This is a genomic window from Kocuria sp. WN036, assembly GCF_002287015.1.
In the GTDB taxonomy this organism is placed as follows: domain Bacteria; phylum Actinomycetota; class Actinomycetes; order Actinomycetales; family Micrococcaceae; genus Kocuria; species Kocuria rosea.
Genome location: NZ_NSKF01000012.1, coordinates 32,011 through 46,189, shown reverse-complemented (window position 1 = coordinate 46,189; position 14,179 = coordinate 32,011). Strand labels below are relative to the sequence as shown.

General features: G+C 74.0%; 13 protein-coding genes and 1 tRNA gene. 9 read left to right on the top strand and 5 right to left on the bottom strand.

Annotation, left to right across the window (positions count from 1 at the left end; all coding sequences use genetic code 11):
• Positions 1-169 precede the first annotated feature (169 nt).
• Positions 170-1,966: an AMP-binding protein gene (locus CK505_RS09280; protein WP_095650884.1), complete on the bottom strand. Its 1,797-nt coding sequence runs from the start codon at positions 1,964-1,966 to the stop codon at positions 170-172.
• A 160-nt stretch (positions 1,967-2,126) separates the two neighbouring features.
• Between CK505_RS09280 and CK505_RS09275 the strand changes: the two genes are divergently transcribed.
• Positions 2,127-3,653 carry an MFS transporter gene (locus CK505_RS09275; protein WP_095650883.1) on the top strand — a complete coding sequence of 509 codons (1,527 nt, stop codon included), beginning with the start codon at positions 2,127-2,129 and terminating at the stop codon, positions 3,651-3,653.
• A gap of 9 nt (positions 3,654-3,662) precedes the next feature.
• Here the strand turns inward: CK505_RS09275 and CK505_RS09270 are convergent, their stop codons facing one another.
• The gene (locus tag CK505_RS09270) at positions 3,663-4,955 is read right to left on the bottom strand and encodes a DUF2254 domain-containing protein (protein WP_095650882.1); all 1,293 of its coding nucleotides are present in this window, start codon (positions 4,953-4,955) and stop codon (positions 3,663-3,665) included.
• A 120-nt stretch (positions 4,956-5,075) separates the two neighbouring features.
• On the opposite strand from CK505_RS09270, the gene pstS reads away from it, so the two are divergent.
• Positions 5,076-6,224, top strand: coding sequence for a phosphate ABC transporter substrate-binding protein PstS (gene pstS, locus CK505_RS09265; protein ID WP_052132873.1), 1,149 nt, complete (start codon positions 5,076-5,078; stop codon positions 6,222-6,224).
• Positions 6,225-6,247: 23 nt separating this feature from the next.
• A complete protein-coding gene (locus tag CK505_RS09260) occupies positions 6,248-7,330 on the top strand; it encodes an ArsO family NAD(P)H-dependent flavin-containing monooxygenase (RefSeq protein ID WP_095650881.1) in 1,083 nt (360 codons plus the stop codon).
• On the opposite strand, the gene CK505_RS09255 is transcribed toward CK505_RS09260, so the two are convergent.
• Positions 7,327-7,551 (bottom strand): hypothetical protein, encoded by a 225-nt coding sequence (locus CK505_RS09255; RefSeq protein WP_017832004.1) that lies wholly within the window; start codon positions 7,549-7,551, stop codon positions 7,327-7,329. The two genes, CK505_RS09260 and CK505_RS09255, sit on opposite strands and share 4 nt — an antisense overlap.
• Before the next feature lie 162 nt (positions 7,552-7,713).
• Between CK505_RS09255 and CK505_RS09250 the strand changes: the two genes are divergently transcribed.
• Both CK505_RS09250 and CK505_RS09245 read left to right on the top strand, forming a co-directional pair.
• Positions 7,714-7,968, top strand: coding sequence for a hypothetical protein (locus CK505_RS09250; protein WP_017832005.1), 255 nt, complete (start codon positions 7,714-7,716; stop codon positions 7,966-7,968).
• Between the two features lie 165 nt (positions 7,969-8,133).
• Positions 8,134-8,418, top strand: coding sequence for a hypothetical protein (locus CK505_RS09245; RefSeq protein WP_017832006.1), 285 nt, complete (start codon positions 8,134-8,136; stop codon positions 8,416-8,418).
• Between the two features lie 109 nt (positions 8,419-8,527).
• On the opposite strand, the gene CK505_RS09240 is transcribed toward CK505_RS09245, so the two are convergent.
• Positions 8,528-8,600: transfer RNA gene (locus CK505_RS09240), tRNA-Lys, on the bottom strand.
• Between the two features lie 134 nt (positions 8,601-8,734).
• Between CK505_RS09240 and glsA the strand changes: the two genes are divergently transcribed.
• The 4 genes from glsA to CK505_RS09220 all read left to right on the top strand — a co-directional run bounded on the left by glsA (position 8,735) and on the right by CK505_RS09220 (position 13,221).
• Complete coding sequence (gene glsA / locus CK505_RS09235) at positions 8,735-10,606, top strand: glutaminase A (protein WP_017832007.1); 1,872 nt, start codon at positions 8,735-8,737, stop codon at positions 10,604-10,606.
• A 43-nt stretch (positions 10,607-10,649) separates the two neighbouring features.
• Positions 10,650-11,294, top strand: a complete 645-nt coding sequence (locus tag CK505_RS09230; protein ID WP_017832008.1) for a hypothetical protein — start codon at positions 10,650-10,652, stop codon at positions 11,292-11,294.
• Between the two features lie 291 nt (positions 11,295-11,585).
• The gene (locus CK505_RS09225; RefSeq protein ID WP_095650880.1) at positions 11,586-12,200 is read left to right on the top strand and encodes a DUF47 domain-containing protein; all 615 of its coding nucleotides are present in this window, start codon (positions 11,586-11,588) and stop codon (positions 12,198-12,200) included.
• Positions 12,201-12,204: 4 nt separating this feature from the next.
• The gene (locus tag CK505_RS09220) at positions 12,205-13,221 is read left to right on the top strand and encodes an inorganic phosphate transporter (protein WP_095650879.1); all 1,017 of its coding nucleotides are present in this window, start codon (positions 12,205-12,207) and stop codon (positions 13,219-13,221) included.
• A gap of 139 nt (positions 13,222-13,360) precedes the next feature.
• On the opposite strand, the gene pstB is transcribed toward CK505_RS09220, so the two are convergent.
• Complete coding sequence (pstB, locus tag CK505_RS09215) at positions 13,361-14,140, bottom strand: phosphate ABC transporter ATP-binding protein PstB (RefSeq protein ID WP_095650878.1); 780 nt, start codon at positions 14,138-14,140, stop codon at positions 13,361-13,363.
• Between the last annotated feature and the right edge of the window lie 39 nt (positions 14,141-14,179).

The window sequence follows — 14,179 nt, the reverse complement described above, 5'->3', positions numbered from 1 at the left end:
GCAGATTCATCTATTTGCACTAGTCAACAGAGGGTTCTGTGGCGGCTTTTCGCTACCGGTGGGTATTCGGGGGGCGGCGGGCGTGGCACGAAGTGGGGACATCCGGGGCCCTCGGCGTCCCCCGTTGGGCGCACGCCGGGCGCCGTGCGCGGCGTCACATTGCGGGCGCTCAGCCGCGCAGCCCCGGGAAGTCGGCCTCCGTGTACTCGACGCCGTACCCGTCGGCCCCGGGCGTCGCGGGGCCGGAGCGGTCCGCGGCCTCCTCCCGCTCGCGCAGCACCACCCGGCGGATCTTGCCGGAGATCGTCTTGGGCAGGTCCGTGAACTCCACCCGGCGCACCCGCTTGTAGGGGGCGAGGTTCTCCCGGGCGAAGCGCAGGATCTCCCCGGCGAGCTCCCGGGTGGGCTCCGCGCCGGCGGCGAGCACCAGGTAGGCCTTCGGCACCGCGTGCCGGACCGGGTCCGGCGCCGGGACCACGGCGGCCTCGGCCACCGCGGGGTGCTCGATGAGCACGGACTCCAGCTCGAACGGGGAGATCCGGTAGTCGGAGGCCTTGAACACGTCGTCGGTGCGGCCCACGTACGTGTAGACGCCGTGCTCGTCGCGGCGGGCGATGTCGCGCGTGTGGTACCAGCCGTCCTTGACGACCTCGGCCGTGCGCTCGGGCTCGTCGATGTAGCCGGCCATGATCCCGGGCGGGTCGTCGTCGACCTTCAGGCAGATCTCCCCCTCCTCGGCGGGTGCGCCCGTCTGCGGGTCGAAGAGGTCGACGACGAAGCCCGGCAGGGGCCGGCCCATGGCCCCCGGCACCACCGGCTGCCCGGGGGTGTTGGCGATCTGCAGCGTGGTCTCCGTCTGCCCGTAGCCGTCCCGGATGGTCACGCCCCAGGCGTCCTGCACCCGGCGGATCACCTCGGGGTTGAGCGGCTCGCCGGCGGAGACGGCGGACGTCGGCGGGTCCTGCACGCGGTGCAGGTCCGCCTGGATGAGCATCCGCCACACCGTGGGCGGCGCGCAGAAGCTCGTCACCCCGGCCCGGCCCATCTGCTCCAGGAGACCCGCCGCGTCGAAGCGGGACTGGTTGTGGATGAAAACGGTGGCCTCCGCGATCCACGGGGCGAAGAAGTTGGACCACGAGTGCTTGCCCCACCCCGGCGAGGCGATGTTCAGGTGGACGTCCCCGGGGCGCAGGCCCATCCAGTAGACCGTGGACAGGTGCCCGAAGGAGTAGGAGGCGTGGGTGTGCTCCACGAGCTTGGCCTGGGACGTGGTGCCGGAGGTGAAGTACAGCAGCAGGGGGTCGCGGGAGCGCGTGACGCCCTCCGGGACGAAGACGGCGTCCGCGTCCGCGGCCTGCTCGTACGGGTGCACGGGACGGCCGGGCAGCTGTGCGCGCGCCGCCTCCACCTCCGCGGCGGCACCGACGACGACGAGCTCGTAGTCGCCGTCGACGCCCGCGAACTTGGGGGCGTTGGCGGCGTCCGTGACGACCCACGAGACCTTGCCGCGCTGCACCCGGTCCAGCAGGTCGGCCGGCGGCATCATCACGGCGGTCGGGATCAGGGGCGCGCCCAGCTTCATGCCGGCGAGCTGGGTCTCCCACAGCTCGAGCTGGTTGCCGAGCATGAGCAGCACGCGGTCGCCGCGCCGCACCCCCAGGCCCCGCAGCCAGTTCGCGGTGCGCGCCGAGGACCCAGCGAGCTCCCGGAAGGTCCGCCGGAGCTCCGTGCCGTCCTCCTCGACGATCCACAGCGCGTCCCGGGCCCCGCGCTCCGGGTCCCGGGCGACGTGGTCGAACCAGTCCAGGGCGTAGTTGAAGTGCTCCATCCGGGGCCAGCGGAACTCCTCGCGGGCCCGGTCGTAGTCCTCGCGCAGCGCCAGGACGCGGTCCCGTGCCGCCTCGTACTGCTCGGAGACGCCGGGGGCGGCGTCGGACGTCGCACTGGTGGGGACCGGCTCGGCCATCGGGGACCTCCATGGTTGTCGCTGCGGGCCGGACGGAACCGTCCGGCGGGCCATCCCGTGCAGTCTAGTGCGGCGCCCCTCCCCCGTCCCGGGGGCGGGCCCGGTGCCGGCTCTGGAAGGATGGGGGCCGCACCCCCGCCCGGAAGGAGCCCGTCCCGCCATGCTGTCCCCGGCACCCGACGTCCCGGTCCGCGCCGGCGCCCGCGAGTGGGCCGCCCTCGTGGTCCTCATGCTTCCGGTGCTGCTGATCTCGGTGGACAACACGGTGCTGAACTTCGCGCTGCCGGAGATCTCCCGCGAGCTGCGCCCCACCGGCACGCAGCTGCTGTGGATGGTGGACGCCTATCCGCTGGTGCTCGCCGGGCTGCTCGTGCCCATGGGCGCCCTCGGGGACCGGGTGGGCCGCCGCCGGCTGCTGCTGGTGGGCAGCACGGGCTTCGCGGCGGTGTCCGCACTCGCCGCGTTCGCCCCGACCGGGGAGGCCCTCGTCGCCGCGCGGGCGCTGCTGGGACTCTTCGGCTCGATGCTGATGCCCGCGACCCTGTCCCTGCTGCGCAACATCTTCCACGACCCGACGCAGCGGCGGGCGGCCATCGCGGTGTGGGCCACGGGCTTCTCGGCGGGCGGGATCCTGGGGCCGGTCGTGGGCGGGTTCCTGCTCCAGCACTTCTGGTGGGGCTCCGTGTTCCTCCTCGCGGTCCCGGTGCTGCTGCCGCTCCTGGTCCTGGCGCCGGTGCTGGTGCCGGAGTCCCGCAACCCGGCCCCGGGCCCGGTGGACGTGCCCAGCGCCGCGCTGATCATGACCGCCATGGTGGCGCTGGTCCACGGCATCAAGGACCTCGGCGGCCACGGCCCGTCCGCCGGCGTGCTGGCCGCCGCGGTGCTGGCCGTGACCGCCGGGACGCTGTTCGTGCGCCGCCAGCTGCGCAGCCCGGTGCCGATGCTGGACCTGCGGCTGTTCCGCCACGCCCCGTTCACCGGCGGGCTGCTCAACAACCTGGTGGCCTCGACCACCTTCATCGGCTTCCTGTTCTTCGTCTCCCAGTACCTGCAGCTGGTGGAGGGCCTGCCGCCCCTGGAGGCGGGCCTCGCACTGCTGCCGGGGGCCGTGGTCACGATCGTCTCGGGGCTGCTGGTGGTGCACGTGGTCGGCGTCGTGCCCCCCGCGCTCGTGCTCGGCGGCGGGCTGCTGGTCATGGCCTCGGGCTTCCTGCTCGTCCTGCTCGGGGACCTCTCCGGCGGGGCCGTGCTCGTGGTGGCCCTCGTGGTCATCGGGCTGGGCTCCGGCGCGGCCCAGACGATCGCGGGGGACCTGATCCTCACCGAGGTGGCCCCCGAGCAGGCCGGCGCCGCCTCCGCGATCTCGGAGACCGCCTACGAGCTGGGGGCCGGGCTGGGCGTGGCCGTCCTGGGCACGGCCGTGACCGCGACCTACGCCGCCCGGGTGGCGGTGCCGCCGGGCCTGGACCCCGGGCAGGCCGCCACCGCGTCCGAGACCCTCGGCGGGGCGGTCGACGTCGCCGCGGCCCTCGGCCCGGACGCGTCCGGGGAGCTGCTGGCCTCGTCCGTGGCGGCCTTCGAGGCCGGTGTGCACCTGTCCGCCGGGATCGGCGCCGCCCTGCTGGCCGGGACCGCCGTGGCCGTGGGCCTGCTGCTGCGCCGGGTCCCTCGGCTCCGGCGCCGGTAGCGGATCCGCTCAGTCGGCCGAGCGCAGCCTGACGTGCTGCTCCACCCGGGCGAGGTCCCGGGGGTGGGGTGCGCCCTCGCGGAAGCGGGTGAGCAGGACGTCGACGTGCTCGCGCGCCTGCCGCCGCACGGACGGGTGGACGCTGGCCGCCTCGATCCGGGCGGCGAGGTCCACGAGGGCCAGCAGGACGCTGACGTGCCCGGTGGCGTGCGGGCCGATCTGGTCGAACGGCATGTCCACGATCTCCTCGACCCCCACCGTCCCGTAGCGCAGCCGGTGCACGCCGTCGACCACCACCGTGTTCCCCGGCAGCGGGCGGGCCACGGCGGCGACGATCCCGGACGCGACCTCCTCGACGGCGTTGACCGCGGTGTAGGGGTCGTTGGTGCTCGGGGAGAGGGCGCGCACGGCGAGCTCCACGACCTGCTGCTCCGCGAAGCGGACGTCCTGGAGCGCCGAGCGCGAGTCGCCCACCCGCACGCAGCGCCGCAGCCGGTCCGCCAGCTCCCCGGCCCGGTGCGCGGGCCACACCCGGACCAGCGGCTCCTCCGCCAGGACGTGGTCGCCCACCCGCGGCACGAGCTCGAGGACGACGTCACCGGCCGCGGCGTGGTCCCGGAGCCGCTCGTAGTCGACGCCGACGACGTAGCCCACGCTGCCCGCACGGACCTCTCCCCCGCCGCTGCGGCGCCCCGCGGTCCGGACCAGCTCCTCCGGCGTCTCCTCCGGGTGCCACCGCTCGATCACGTCCAGCAGGCGCCGGCGCGCGCCGTGGACGAGGGTGTCCACCTGCACGGAGTCCGCGATGTGGTGGATGAAGTAGACGATCAGGGCGACGTCCGCGACCGCCAGCAGCACGCCGAGGTTGACCGCCAGGTGCGGGACGAACGGCTGGGCGAGGTCGTCGGAGGCCGAGCGGATCGTGCGCAGGACCAGCAGCGCGTAGATGAAGGTGGACACGAGCACGCCCAGCACCACCTGGTTGCCGCGGTCCGCCATGAAGTTGCGCACCAGCCGGGGCCCGTACGTGGAGCTGGCCGTGGCGATCACCGAGATGGTGATGGAGAAGGCGGTGGCGGCCACGCCCAGCATCGATCCGCCGATCGCGGAGAGCATCGACCGGGACCCGTCGATGCCGACGGCGTAGACCCACGCGATCCACGGGGAGTCCAGGTCCTCGGGCAGCCACCGGTCGACGGCCACCACGGACTGGGCCAGGACGACGGCGGCGAGAACGCACACGGCGGGCACGAACCAGAACCTGTCGAACACCCGGCGCCACGAGCCGGAGAGCTTGTCCATGCGCCCACCCTAGACCTGCCCCTCCCGGCGGTGGCGGTAGGCTGGGCGCCCGGACCCGCGCACCCGCGGACGCGCCACCTCCCTGACGCCCCACCTGACCGCCCTCGAGGAGACCTCCCCATGCTCAACGCTTCGCGACCGCGCCGACGGAACAGGACCGGCCGTGCGCTGCGGGCCGGCGCGGCCCCGGCCCTGGTCCTGGCCCTGGCGGCGCTGACCGGGTGCGGCTCGGACTACCCCCTCGGCGAGGAGCAGCGCCGCGCCGCGGAAGAGGGCGGCTCGGACCTGTCCGGGATCCTCACCGGGGTGGGCTCCTCGGCGCAGAACGCCGCCATGCTGACGTGGCGGAGCGGCTTCGAGTCGATGCACCCGGACGCGCAGGTGCAGTACCTCTCCGCGGGTTCCGGGGCGGGGCGCAGCGCGCTCGTGGGGGGCGGCACCGACTTCGCCGGCTCGGACGCCTACCTGGACGAGGAGGAGCAGGCCGAGGTCCGGGACTTCTGCGGCCCCGGTGGCGCCCTGAACATCCCCGTCTACATCTCCCCGATCAGCGTGGCCTTCAACCTGCCCGGCATCCAGGAGCTCGACCTCGACGCCGCGACCATCGCGGGCATCTTCCGCCACGAGATCACCCGGTGGGACGACCCGGCCATCGCCGCCCAGAACTCCGGCGTGGAGCTGCCCGACCTGCCGATCACGCCCATCGCCCGCGCGGACGACTCGGGGACGACCGAGAACTTCACCGACTACCTGCACTCGGTGGTCCCCGAGGTGTGGACGGACGAGGAGGACGGCGGCTGGCCGGCGGGGCTGCCCACGGAGCGCTCCCAGGGCAACGCCGGGGTGGTGAGCCTCACGGCCGAGACCGAGGGCGCCGTCACCTACGCGGACGACTCGCTCGTGGACGACTCCCTCGGCAAGGCCCGGGTGAAGGTGGGCTCCGAGTACGTGGCCGTGTCCGGCGAGGCGGCCGGCACCGCGGTCGGCGAGGCCTCCCGGGTGGAGGGCACCGGCCGGCACGACATCGCCCTCGAGCTGGACCGCGAGCCGGACGCGCCCGGGGCCTATCCGGTGGTCCTCGTCTCCTACCACATCTACTGCAGCAGCTACGGGGACCCGGAGGTCCTCGAGCTGGCCAAGGAGTTCGGACACTACGTGGTCAGCGAGGAGGGCCAGCAGGCCTCCTCGGAGGCCGTCAAGAGCGCCCCGCTGCCGGAGAACCTGACCGCCGAGGCGCAGGCCGCCCTCGACTCGATCACCCTCCGCTGACCGGCCGGGACGGGAGCACGGACGTGGGCGAGGTCCTCGACGTCGCCGTGGTGGGCGCCGGGCAGGCCGGACTGGCCGTGGGCTACCACCTCCGGCGCACCGGCCTGTCCTTCGCGCTCCTCGACGAGCAGGAGGCGCCGGGCGGGGCGTGGCGGCACGTCTGGCCGTCGCTGCGGCTGTTCTCCCCCGCCGCGTACTCGTCCCTGCCCGGGCACCCGATGCCGGACACGGCCGGGGCGGCCCCGGACGCCGCGCACGTGGTCGACTACCTGTACCGGTACGAGGAGCGCTACGGGCTGCCCGTCCGGCGACCGGTCCGGGTGCGGGCCGTGCACCGTGACGGGGCGGGGTTCCGCCTGGTGACGGACGACGGCGAGCTGCGGACGCGCGCCGTCGTGAGCGCCACCGGCACGTGGTCGCAGCCGTTCCGGCCTGCCCTCCCCGGGCAGCGGGAGTACCGCGGCGAGCAGGTGCACAGCGCCCACTACGAGGGGCCGGCGCGGTACCGCGGCCGCCGCGTGCTCGTGGTCGGCGGGGCGAACTCGGGGGCGCAGATCGCCGCCGAGCTCGCCGAGGTGTGCGAGCTGACGTGGTGCACCAACGCCCCGCCCCGCTACCTCCCCGACGAGGTCGACGGGCGCGAGCTGTTCCGCGTGGCCACGCTGCGCGCGCAGGCCCTCGCCGCGGGCCGGCCGGATCCCGGCGGGGTGGCGAGCCTCGGCGACGTGGTGGCCGTTCCCTCCGTGCGCCGCGCCCGCGACGCCGGGGTGCTCGACCCCCGGCCGATGTTCACGCGCTTCACCGCGCACGGCGTGGTCATGACGGACGGCCGGGAGCAGCCCGTGGACGCCGTCGTGTGGTGCACCGGGTTCCGCCCGGCCCTCCGGCACCTGCGGCCCCTGCACCTGCGGGAGGACGACGGGCGGATCCGCACCGAGGGAACGGCCTCCACCCGGGTGCCCGGCCTGTACCTCGTGGGGTACGGGGACTGGACGGGTCCGGGATCGGCAACCCTCGTCGGTGTCGGCCGCTCGGCGCGGGACACGGTCGCGGCGGTGCGGAAGCGGCTCGCCGGCGGCTGGGACCAGCGCGCGGCCGCCCCCTAGACCGGGTCGTCGGGTCCAAGGTCCTCCGGTCGCCGGTCGCGCCGGACGAAGCGGACCACCCGGACGGCGATCACCCCGGCCCAGAGCAGCAGTAGCACGAACACGAAGGCGCTGAACACCCCGTCCTCCGAGGACCAGGTGAGCAGCTGGCCCGCGAGCAGCAGCACCGCGGTCGCGGAGAGCAGGATCAGCGCGGTGCGCTCGCTGCTTCGCTCGGACATGGCGGCTCCTGCCGGTCGGCGTCCTGGTCCCCGGATCCTCGCACATCCCGGACGGGTGCGTCCTGCGGGGCTCCGGTCCGGGAACGTCATCCGCCGCCCTTCCCCCGACACTGCGGGCCGTCGGGCTACCGTGGAGAGGTCCCCGACAGAGAGGCTCCCCCGATGCGCCGCACCGTTCCGGCCGTGGCCCTGCTCGCGCTGACGCTGACCGGGTGCGACGACCGGCCGGAGGAGGTGGCGAGCACCCCCGGTGCCTCCCCCACCTCCTTCAGTCCTCCTCCCCCGGTCACCGCCACGCCGACCCCGACGCCCGACGGCCTGCCCACGGATCCGGGCACCGGGTCCGCGGCTCCGGCCCCGGACCCGCCCGGCCCCGAGTCGGTCCCCACTCCCTCCGAGCAGCTCGACGGGCCGTAGCACGGCCCGGGCGGGAGGACGCCGGCGTCCGGCCGGACAAAAGTGCAGGGGATGCCGACGGATGTCCACACCTCGATCCCTCGGCGACACGCGCGGGCCACGGGTGCCCCCGGGCTCTCACATGCATAAACATGGGCATACCCCCTCTCCCTGGAAGGTTCCCCCATGTACGAGAACACCGCTCTCGTTCCCCGCCCCCGCTGGGCCACCCATCAGGAGCTGACCGACCCCGAGACGGTCACCAACTCGCGGGAGCTGCCCGCCCGGTCCCTCGCCGGCCCGTCGGCGGTCGCGCTCCTGGAGACCTGGGAGGTCATCACCACCGCGGACGGCTCCTACGCCCACCGTGACGGGCTCGTCCTGCACATCGGCCACGAGGCGTGGACCGTGGAGCAGGCCAGGGCCCTGCACGACCGCATCGGCGAGGCCCTCGCCCTGCTCGACCAGTAGCACCACCGGCGCCGCCGGGCGCCCCCCGCGCACCGGGTCGCCCGCCGCGGGGGAGCAGAGAACCCCACCGGCCCCGGGCGCACCGGGAGCGATGGGGTTCTGTCGCGGGTGGGCCCCGTGGGGCTCGAACCCACGACCCATGGATTAAAAGTCCACTGCTCTACCAGCTGAGCTAGAGGCCCGTGCTCCACCGGCGAGCGCGGGGCGGCCGGTCCGGAGCGGGCACCACTCTACCGCACGGTCCCCCCGGGAGCCGGACGCCTAGAGTGGTGGGCAGTCCCGTGCCACCCATGCCGATTCGACCGGAGGACCGACCGTGCCGCACCCGAGCACCGAGGAAGAAGCACGCACAGAGACGGAGCTCTTCGGTCCGTCGGCCGTCACCGAGTACCTCGAGCAGGTGGTGGAGCAGCTGCGGGACGTCCGCGGCGGCGAGCCCAGCTCCTCCATCCCCGCCCTGGCCCAGGCCGACACCGAGCGCTTCGGCGTCGTCATCGCCACCGCGGACGGCCACGTGTACGAGGCCGGCAGCACCCGGGACGAGTTCAGCATCCAGTCGATCTCCAAGGCGTTCACCTACGCGCTCGCCGTGTCCGACCTCGGGGCGGAGGCGGTGCACGCGAAGATGGACGTGGAGCCGAGCGGGGACGCCTACAACGAGATCTCCCTCCAGCCCGGCACGGGACGCCCCGCCAACCCGATGATCAACGCCGGTGCGATCGCCTCCACGTGGCTCGTCCCCGACAGCGACCGCGACCTGCGCCGGGACCGGATCCGCGAGGCCTACTCGCGGTGCGCGGGCCGGGACCTGGCGATCAGTCCCGAGGTCCTCGCCCAGGAGCACGCCGCCGGGGACCGCAACCGCGCCCTCGGCTACCTCCTGGCCTCCGCCGGGATCATCGAGGGGGACCCGACCCAGGCCCTCGAGGACTACTTCGCCCAGTGCTCGGTGCTGATCACGTGCCGCGACCTCGCCCTGATGGGCGCGACCCTCGCCAACGGCGGCACCAACCCGCTGACCGGGGACGAGGTCTTCGACGTCGACACGGTCTCCCGGGTGCTGTCCGTGATGAGCTCCTGCGGCATGTACGACGACGCCGGCGAGTGGATGGTCCGGGTGGGCCTGCCCGCGAAGTCAGGGGTGGGCGGCGGCATCATCGCCGTCCTGCCCGGGGAGCTGGCCGTGGCGACCTTCTCCCCTGCGCTGGACCGGCACGGCAACAGCGTGCGCGGGGTGCTCGCCTGCGAGCGGCTCTCCCAGGACCTCGACCTGCACTTCACCCACACCGCCCGCGTGGCCCGCTCCACGGTGCGCGCCAGCTACCCGATCGACCAGTCCCCCTCCCTGGTCCGCCGCAACGCCGAGGCCGAGGCGGTGCTGGCCGACCACGGCAAGGACGCCGTCGTCGTGGAGCTCCAGGGCGACCTGCTGTTCACGGGCACGGAGACCGCGATCCGCACCGTCCGCGACGTCGCCTACGAGGCCTCGTACGTGGTGGTGGACATGCGCCGGGTGGACGTGATCGCGGAGTACGCGATGCCGCTCCTGGCCAAGACCCGGGCCGAGCTGCAGGCGGCGGGCCGCACCGTGGTGGCGGTGGCCACGGACCCGGGCTTCGCCGGCTCCTTCGGGGGCGAACCGCCGCTCGAGGTGTTCCCCAGCCGGGCCGCGGCCATCAAGTGGGTCGAGGACCGGCTGCTCGAGGAGCACGGCGGCCCGGAGTGCACCCCGTCCCGGGTGAAGCCCGTGGAGTCCGAGCTGTTCTCCCGGCTGGACCCCGAGGACGCCCGGGACCTCCGCGCCCGGACCGTCGAGCGGACGTGGGCGGCCGGGGAGAACATCCTGCGCACGGGGCAGAACTTCGCCGGCATCCACCTCATCGTCAGCGGCAGCGTGTCGATGTCCCTGCGCACGCCCACCGGCGAGCGGATCGAGCTGCAGGTCCTCGGCCCGGGGATGAGCTTCGGGGAGCTGGCCCTCGGCACCGGGAACAAGCAGCACGCGACCCTGAGCGCCGTCACCGACGTCACCGCGCGGGTGCTGCTCCCGCAGGCGCTCGCGGAGCTCGAGCAGGAGGAGCCCGCCCTGGGGCTGCGGCTGTGGAAGGCGCTGGCCCGGGACGGCTTCGAGCAGACCGACCAGCAGTGGCGGGACGCGGCGGTGCACGCCTCGACCAGCGACTGGTGAGCGCTCCGTGGCCCGCCGCGGGCCACGGCCGTACGCTGGACGCATGAGCGACGCGCCCCGCCACCACAAGCCGGTGAAGTTCTCCCCGGAGCAGTTCGAAGCGCACGAGGGCGGCCCCGACCCGGCCCGCGTGTCCGAGGCGGCCCACCTCGCCGCCCACGCCCTGGTCTCCCGCGGGCGCGCCAGCGACGATCCCGAGATCAGCCGGCGGCTCATCGAGCTGACCGACGAGCAGGGCCTGGAGGGGATCGCCGAGATGTGGGCCGAGGCCCCGGCGGTGTCCCTGCCCGGGGCCCTCTGGCGGCTCTACGCCCTGCGGGCGGGGGTGCGCAAGGACCCGGTGCGGATGGGCCGCTACTTCACGGCGGGACGGGGCACCGCGCAGGTCTCGCACGTGGTGGCCGGCGTCGCGGAGCCCCCCGGGGCGGACGAGATCACCTCGATGGCGGACGCGATCCTCTCCGGCGCGTTCAACGGGGAGTTCGACGTCGCCCTGGACCGGTTCGCGGCCTTCTGCCGCGTGATCGCCCTCGGCCGGATCCGGCTGGCGGACACCGGGCAGATGCCGGTCGTGGACCCGGACGCGGCCCGGGCGCCGAGCACCGTGGCCCTCACCCAGCGGCTCGAGCGGACCGCGGAGGAGCTCGAGGCCGCGGCGCACCAGTGGCGCCGCGGCCACCTCGACTGAGCCCCGCCGTCCGGGCGTGCGGAGGTCCCGCCGTGCGGGAGCCCACAGCCGCAGGACTTGGCCCCACGAGCACGTCGACTACCATGGAACCCAGGTGCCGGGCCGCGGCAGCCCCGGGCTCCATCACATAGCCGCCACGAGCGGCCTTCCGCCGAGAGGCGCTCCCGGTCCGGCACCGCCCCCTCCTCCTTCCGGGACCACGGGCCGCCCCCGGGCCGCCCGGCGGCCCCATGTACAGTGGGATCCGCCGTGCTCCGCGGCGCAGGTCACGACGCCCAGGACGGTCAACACATGGCGCTTCGCATCTTCCCGGAGGACGAGCTGGTCCTGGACCTGCTGGCCGACATGTCGGGACAGGTGACGGAGACCGTGCGGCTCCTGTCCGAGCTGATGGGCTCCCCCGAGACGGACACCGCGACCCTCGACGCGATCCGCGAGTGCGAGGCCCGCTCCACCGACCTGTACTTCTCCGTGATGACCACGGTGCGCTCCACGTTCGTGATCCCCATCCCCCGGCAGGACGTCTACATCCTGGGCCACTGGCTCAACAAGGCCGCGGAGGAGCTGCTGGCGGTCGCGGAGGCGCACGTCGCCTACGCCCTCAGCCGGCCGCCCTCCTACGCCACGGACCAGCTCGGGGTGATCGAGCGGATGTCCGAGCTGACCACCCGGGCGATGCGCGACCTCGGCAGCCTCCAGGGCCTGGACGACTACTGGTACGAGATGCTCCGGCTGGGCAAGCAGTCCGAGCGCATCTACCAGCTGCACATGGGCCACCTGCTCGAGAACCACAAGGCGATCCCCGCGATGCGGCGCGAGCGCGCCGTCCGGCGCTTCGCCGGGGCCGCCCGGGCCCTGGTGCGGGTCTCGACCGAGGTGGGCCGCATCGTCGTGGCGGAGTCCTGAGCCCGTGCTGACGGCCCTGACCGTCCTCGGGATCGCCCTGGCCGTGACCCACACCGTCGTCAACGGTTTCCACGACGCCCCCAACGCCCTCGCCCTGCCGGTGCGCTTCCGCGCGCTCACGCCCCGGGTGGGCCTGGTGTTCACCGCCCTCGTCAACGTCGCCGGCGTGTGGGCCGCCGCGTACCTGCTCGCGGACTGGGTCATCACGGGCGTCCCCGTGCCGCACAGCGTGGTGGGCTCCGCGACGATCGTCTGCGCCCTGGTGACCACGATCGGCTGGAACCTGCTCACGTGGCGGTGGGGCATGCCCAGCTCCTCGACCACGGCACTGGCCGGCGGGCTGCTCGGCGCCCTGCTGGGCGCCCGCGCCGTGGGGCTCCCGGCGGTGGACCCGCTCACGGCCACGGCCTTCTACCAGGTCGTCGTGCCCCTGGTGCTGGCGCCGCTGGTCGCCTACGCCGGGGCCTGGGTGCTCGTGGTCCCCCTGCTGCACCTGCTGCGGCACTCGGAGCCGGACGCCACCACGTTCCGCTCCCGGCTCGTCCTGGCCATCGGGGCGGCGGCCGTCTCCTTCGGGCACGGCATCCACCACGGCCGCCGAGCCGTCTGGGTCCTCGCCACGCTGCTGCTGTGCGCCGGCCTCCAGGACCCGCTGGCGGGCGGGGCCGGCCCCTGGCTGTTCCTGCTCGTGGCGACCGGACTGGCCGTGGGCACCCTGTTCGGGGCCTGGCGGATCGCCTACACCCTGTCCTCCCGGATGATCACGATCGACCCGTTCCGCGGCGCGGTGGCCCAGGGCGTGGCCGGGTCCCTGCTGTTCCTGGGCGGGACGCTGATCCCCGTGCCGATGTCCACGTCCCAGACCACGGCCGCCGCGATCCTGGGCGCGGGACGGCAGCAGCGCTTCCACACGGTCAACGTCCGGGTGGTGCGGCGGGTCCTGCTGGTGTGGGTCCTCACCGTCCCGGCCTGCGGCGTGCTCTCCGGGACGCTCCTGCTCGCCCTCTCACCGCTGCTCTAGACGCCGCAGCGGCGCCGCCGCGGGCCCCGGGCCGCCGGCCCCGGAGCATTGCCTGCCGGGGCGGGCGCACCGACGACGACGGGCGCCGGTCGCCTCCGCGGAGGTGACCGGCGCCCGTCGTCGTCGGTGCCGGGGCGGCTCAGCCGAAGCGGCCGGAGACGTAGTCCTCCGTCTGCTTCTCCCGGGGGTTGCTGAAGATCTCGGAGGTGGGGCCGTACTCGATGAGCTTGCCCGGCTTGCCGGTGCCCTGGATGTTGAAGAACGCGGTCCGGTCCGAGATCCGCGCGGCCTGCTGCATGTTGTGGGTCACGATCACCACGGTGTAGTCCTGCTTGAGCTCGTTGATCAGGTCCTCGATCGCGAGCGTGGAGATCGGGTCCAGGGCGGAGGCCGGCTCGTCCATGAGGATCACGTCCGGCTTGACCGCGATCGCCCGGGCGATGCACAGGCGCTGCTGCTGGCCGCCGGAGAGGCTCGAGCCGGGCTTGTCGAGGCGGTCCTTGACCTCGTTCCACAGGTTGGCGCCCTGCAGGGAGCTCTCCACGAGCGCGTCGGCGTCACCGCGCGAGATCCGCTTGCTGTTGAGCTTCACGCCCGCGAGCACGTTGTCGCGGATGGACATGGTGGGGAACGGATTGGGGCGCTGGAAGACCATCCCGATCATGGAGCGCACCACCACGGGGTCCACGCCGGGGCCGTAGAGGTCCTCCCCGTCGAGGAGCACCTGGCCCTCGGCGCGGGCGCCGGGAATGACCTCGTGCATGCGGTTGAGGGTGCGTAGGAAGGTCGACTTGCCGCAGCCGGACGGGCCGATGAACGCGGTCACCGACCGGGCGTCGATCCCCATGCCGACGTCCTCGACGGCCAGGAAGTCGCCGTAGTAGACATTGAGGTGGTCGACGTCGATTCGCTTGGACATGTGTGTTCCTTGCTTCTTTCTCGCAGGGGTGCGTGCGGG

Bases quoted from the DNA above. Each gene is read 5' to 3' on its own strand.
- CK505_RS09280 (WP_095650884.1), bottom strand. From the start codon at position 1,966: ATGGCCGAGCCGGTCCCCACCAGTGCGACGTCCGACGCCGCCCCCGGC.
- CK505_RS09275 (WP_095650883.1), top strand. From the start codon at position 2,127: ATGCTGTCCCCGGCACCCGACGTCCCGGTCCGCGCCGGCGCCCGCGAG.
- CK505_RS09270 (WP_095650882.1), bottom strand. From the start codon at position 4,955: ATGGACAAGCTCTCCGGCTCGTGGCGCCGGGTGTTCGACAGGTTCTGG.
- pstS (WP_052132873.1), top strand. From the start codon at position 5,076: ATGCTCAACGCTTCGCGACCGCGCCGACGGAACAGGACCGGCCGTGCG.
- CK505_RS09255 (WP_017832004.1), bottom strand. From the start codon at position 7,551: ATGTCCGAGCGAAGCAGCGAGCGCACCGCGCTGATCCTGCTCTCCGCG.
- CK505_RS09250 (WP_017832005.1), top strand. From the start codon at position 7,714: ATGCGCCGCACCGTTCCGGCCGTGGCCCTGCTCGCGCTGACGCTGACC.
- CK505_RS09245 (WP_017832006.1), top strand. From the start codon at position 8,134: ATGTACGAGAACACCGCTCTCGTTCCCCGCCCCCGCTGGGCCACCCAT.
- CK505_RS09230 (WP_017832008.1), top strand. From the start codon at position 10,650: ATGAGCGACGCGCCCCGCCACCACAAGCCGGTGAAGTTCTCCCCGGAG.
- CK505_RS09225 (WP_095650880.1), top strand. From the start codon at position 11,586: ATGGCGCTTCGCATCTTCCCGGAGGACGAGCTGGTCCTGGACCTGCTG.
- pstB (WP_095650878.1), bottom strand. From the start codon at position 14,140: ATGTCCAAGCGAATCGACGTCGACCACCTCAATGTCTACTACGGCGAC.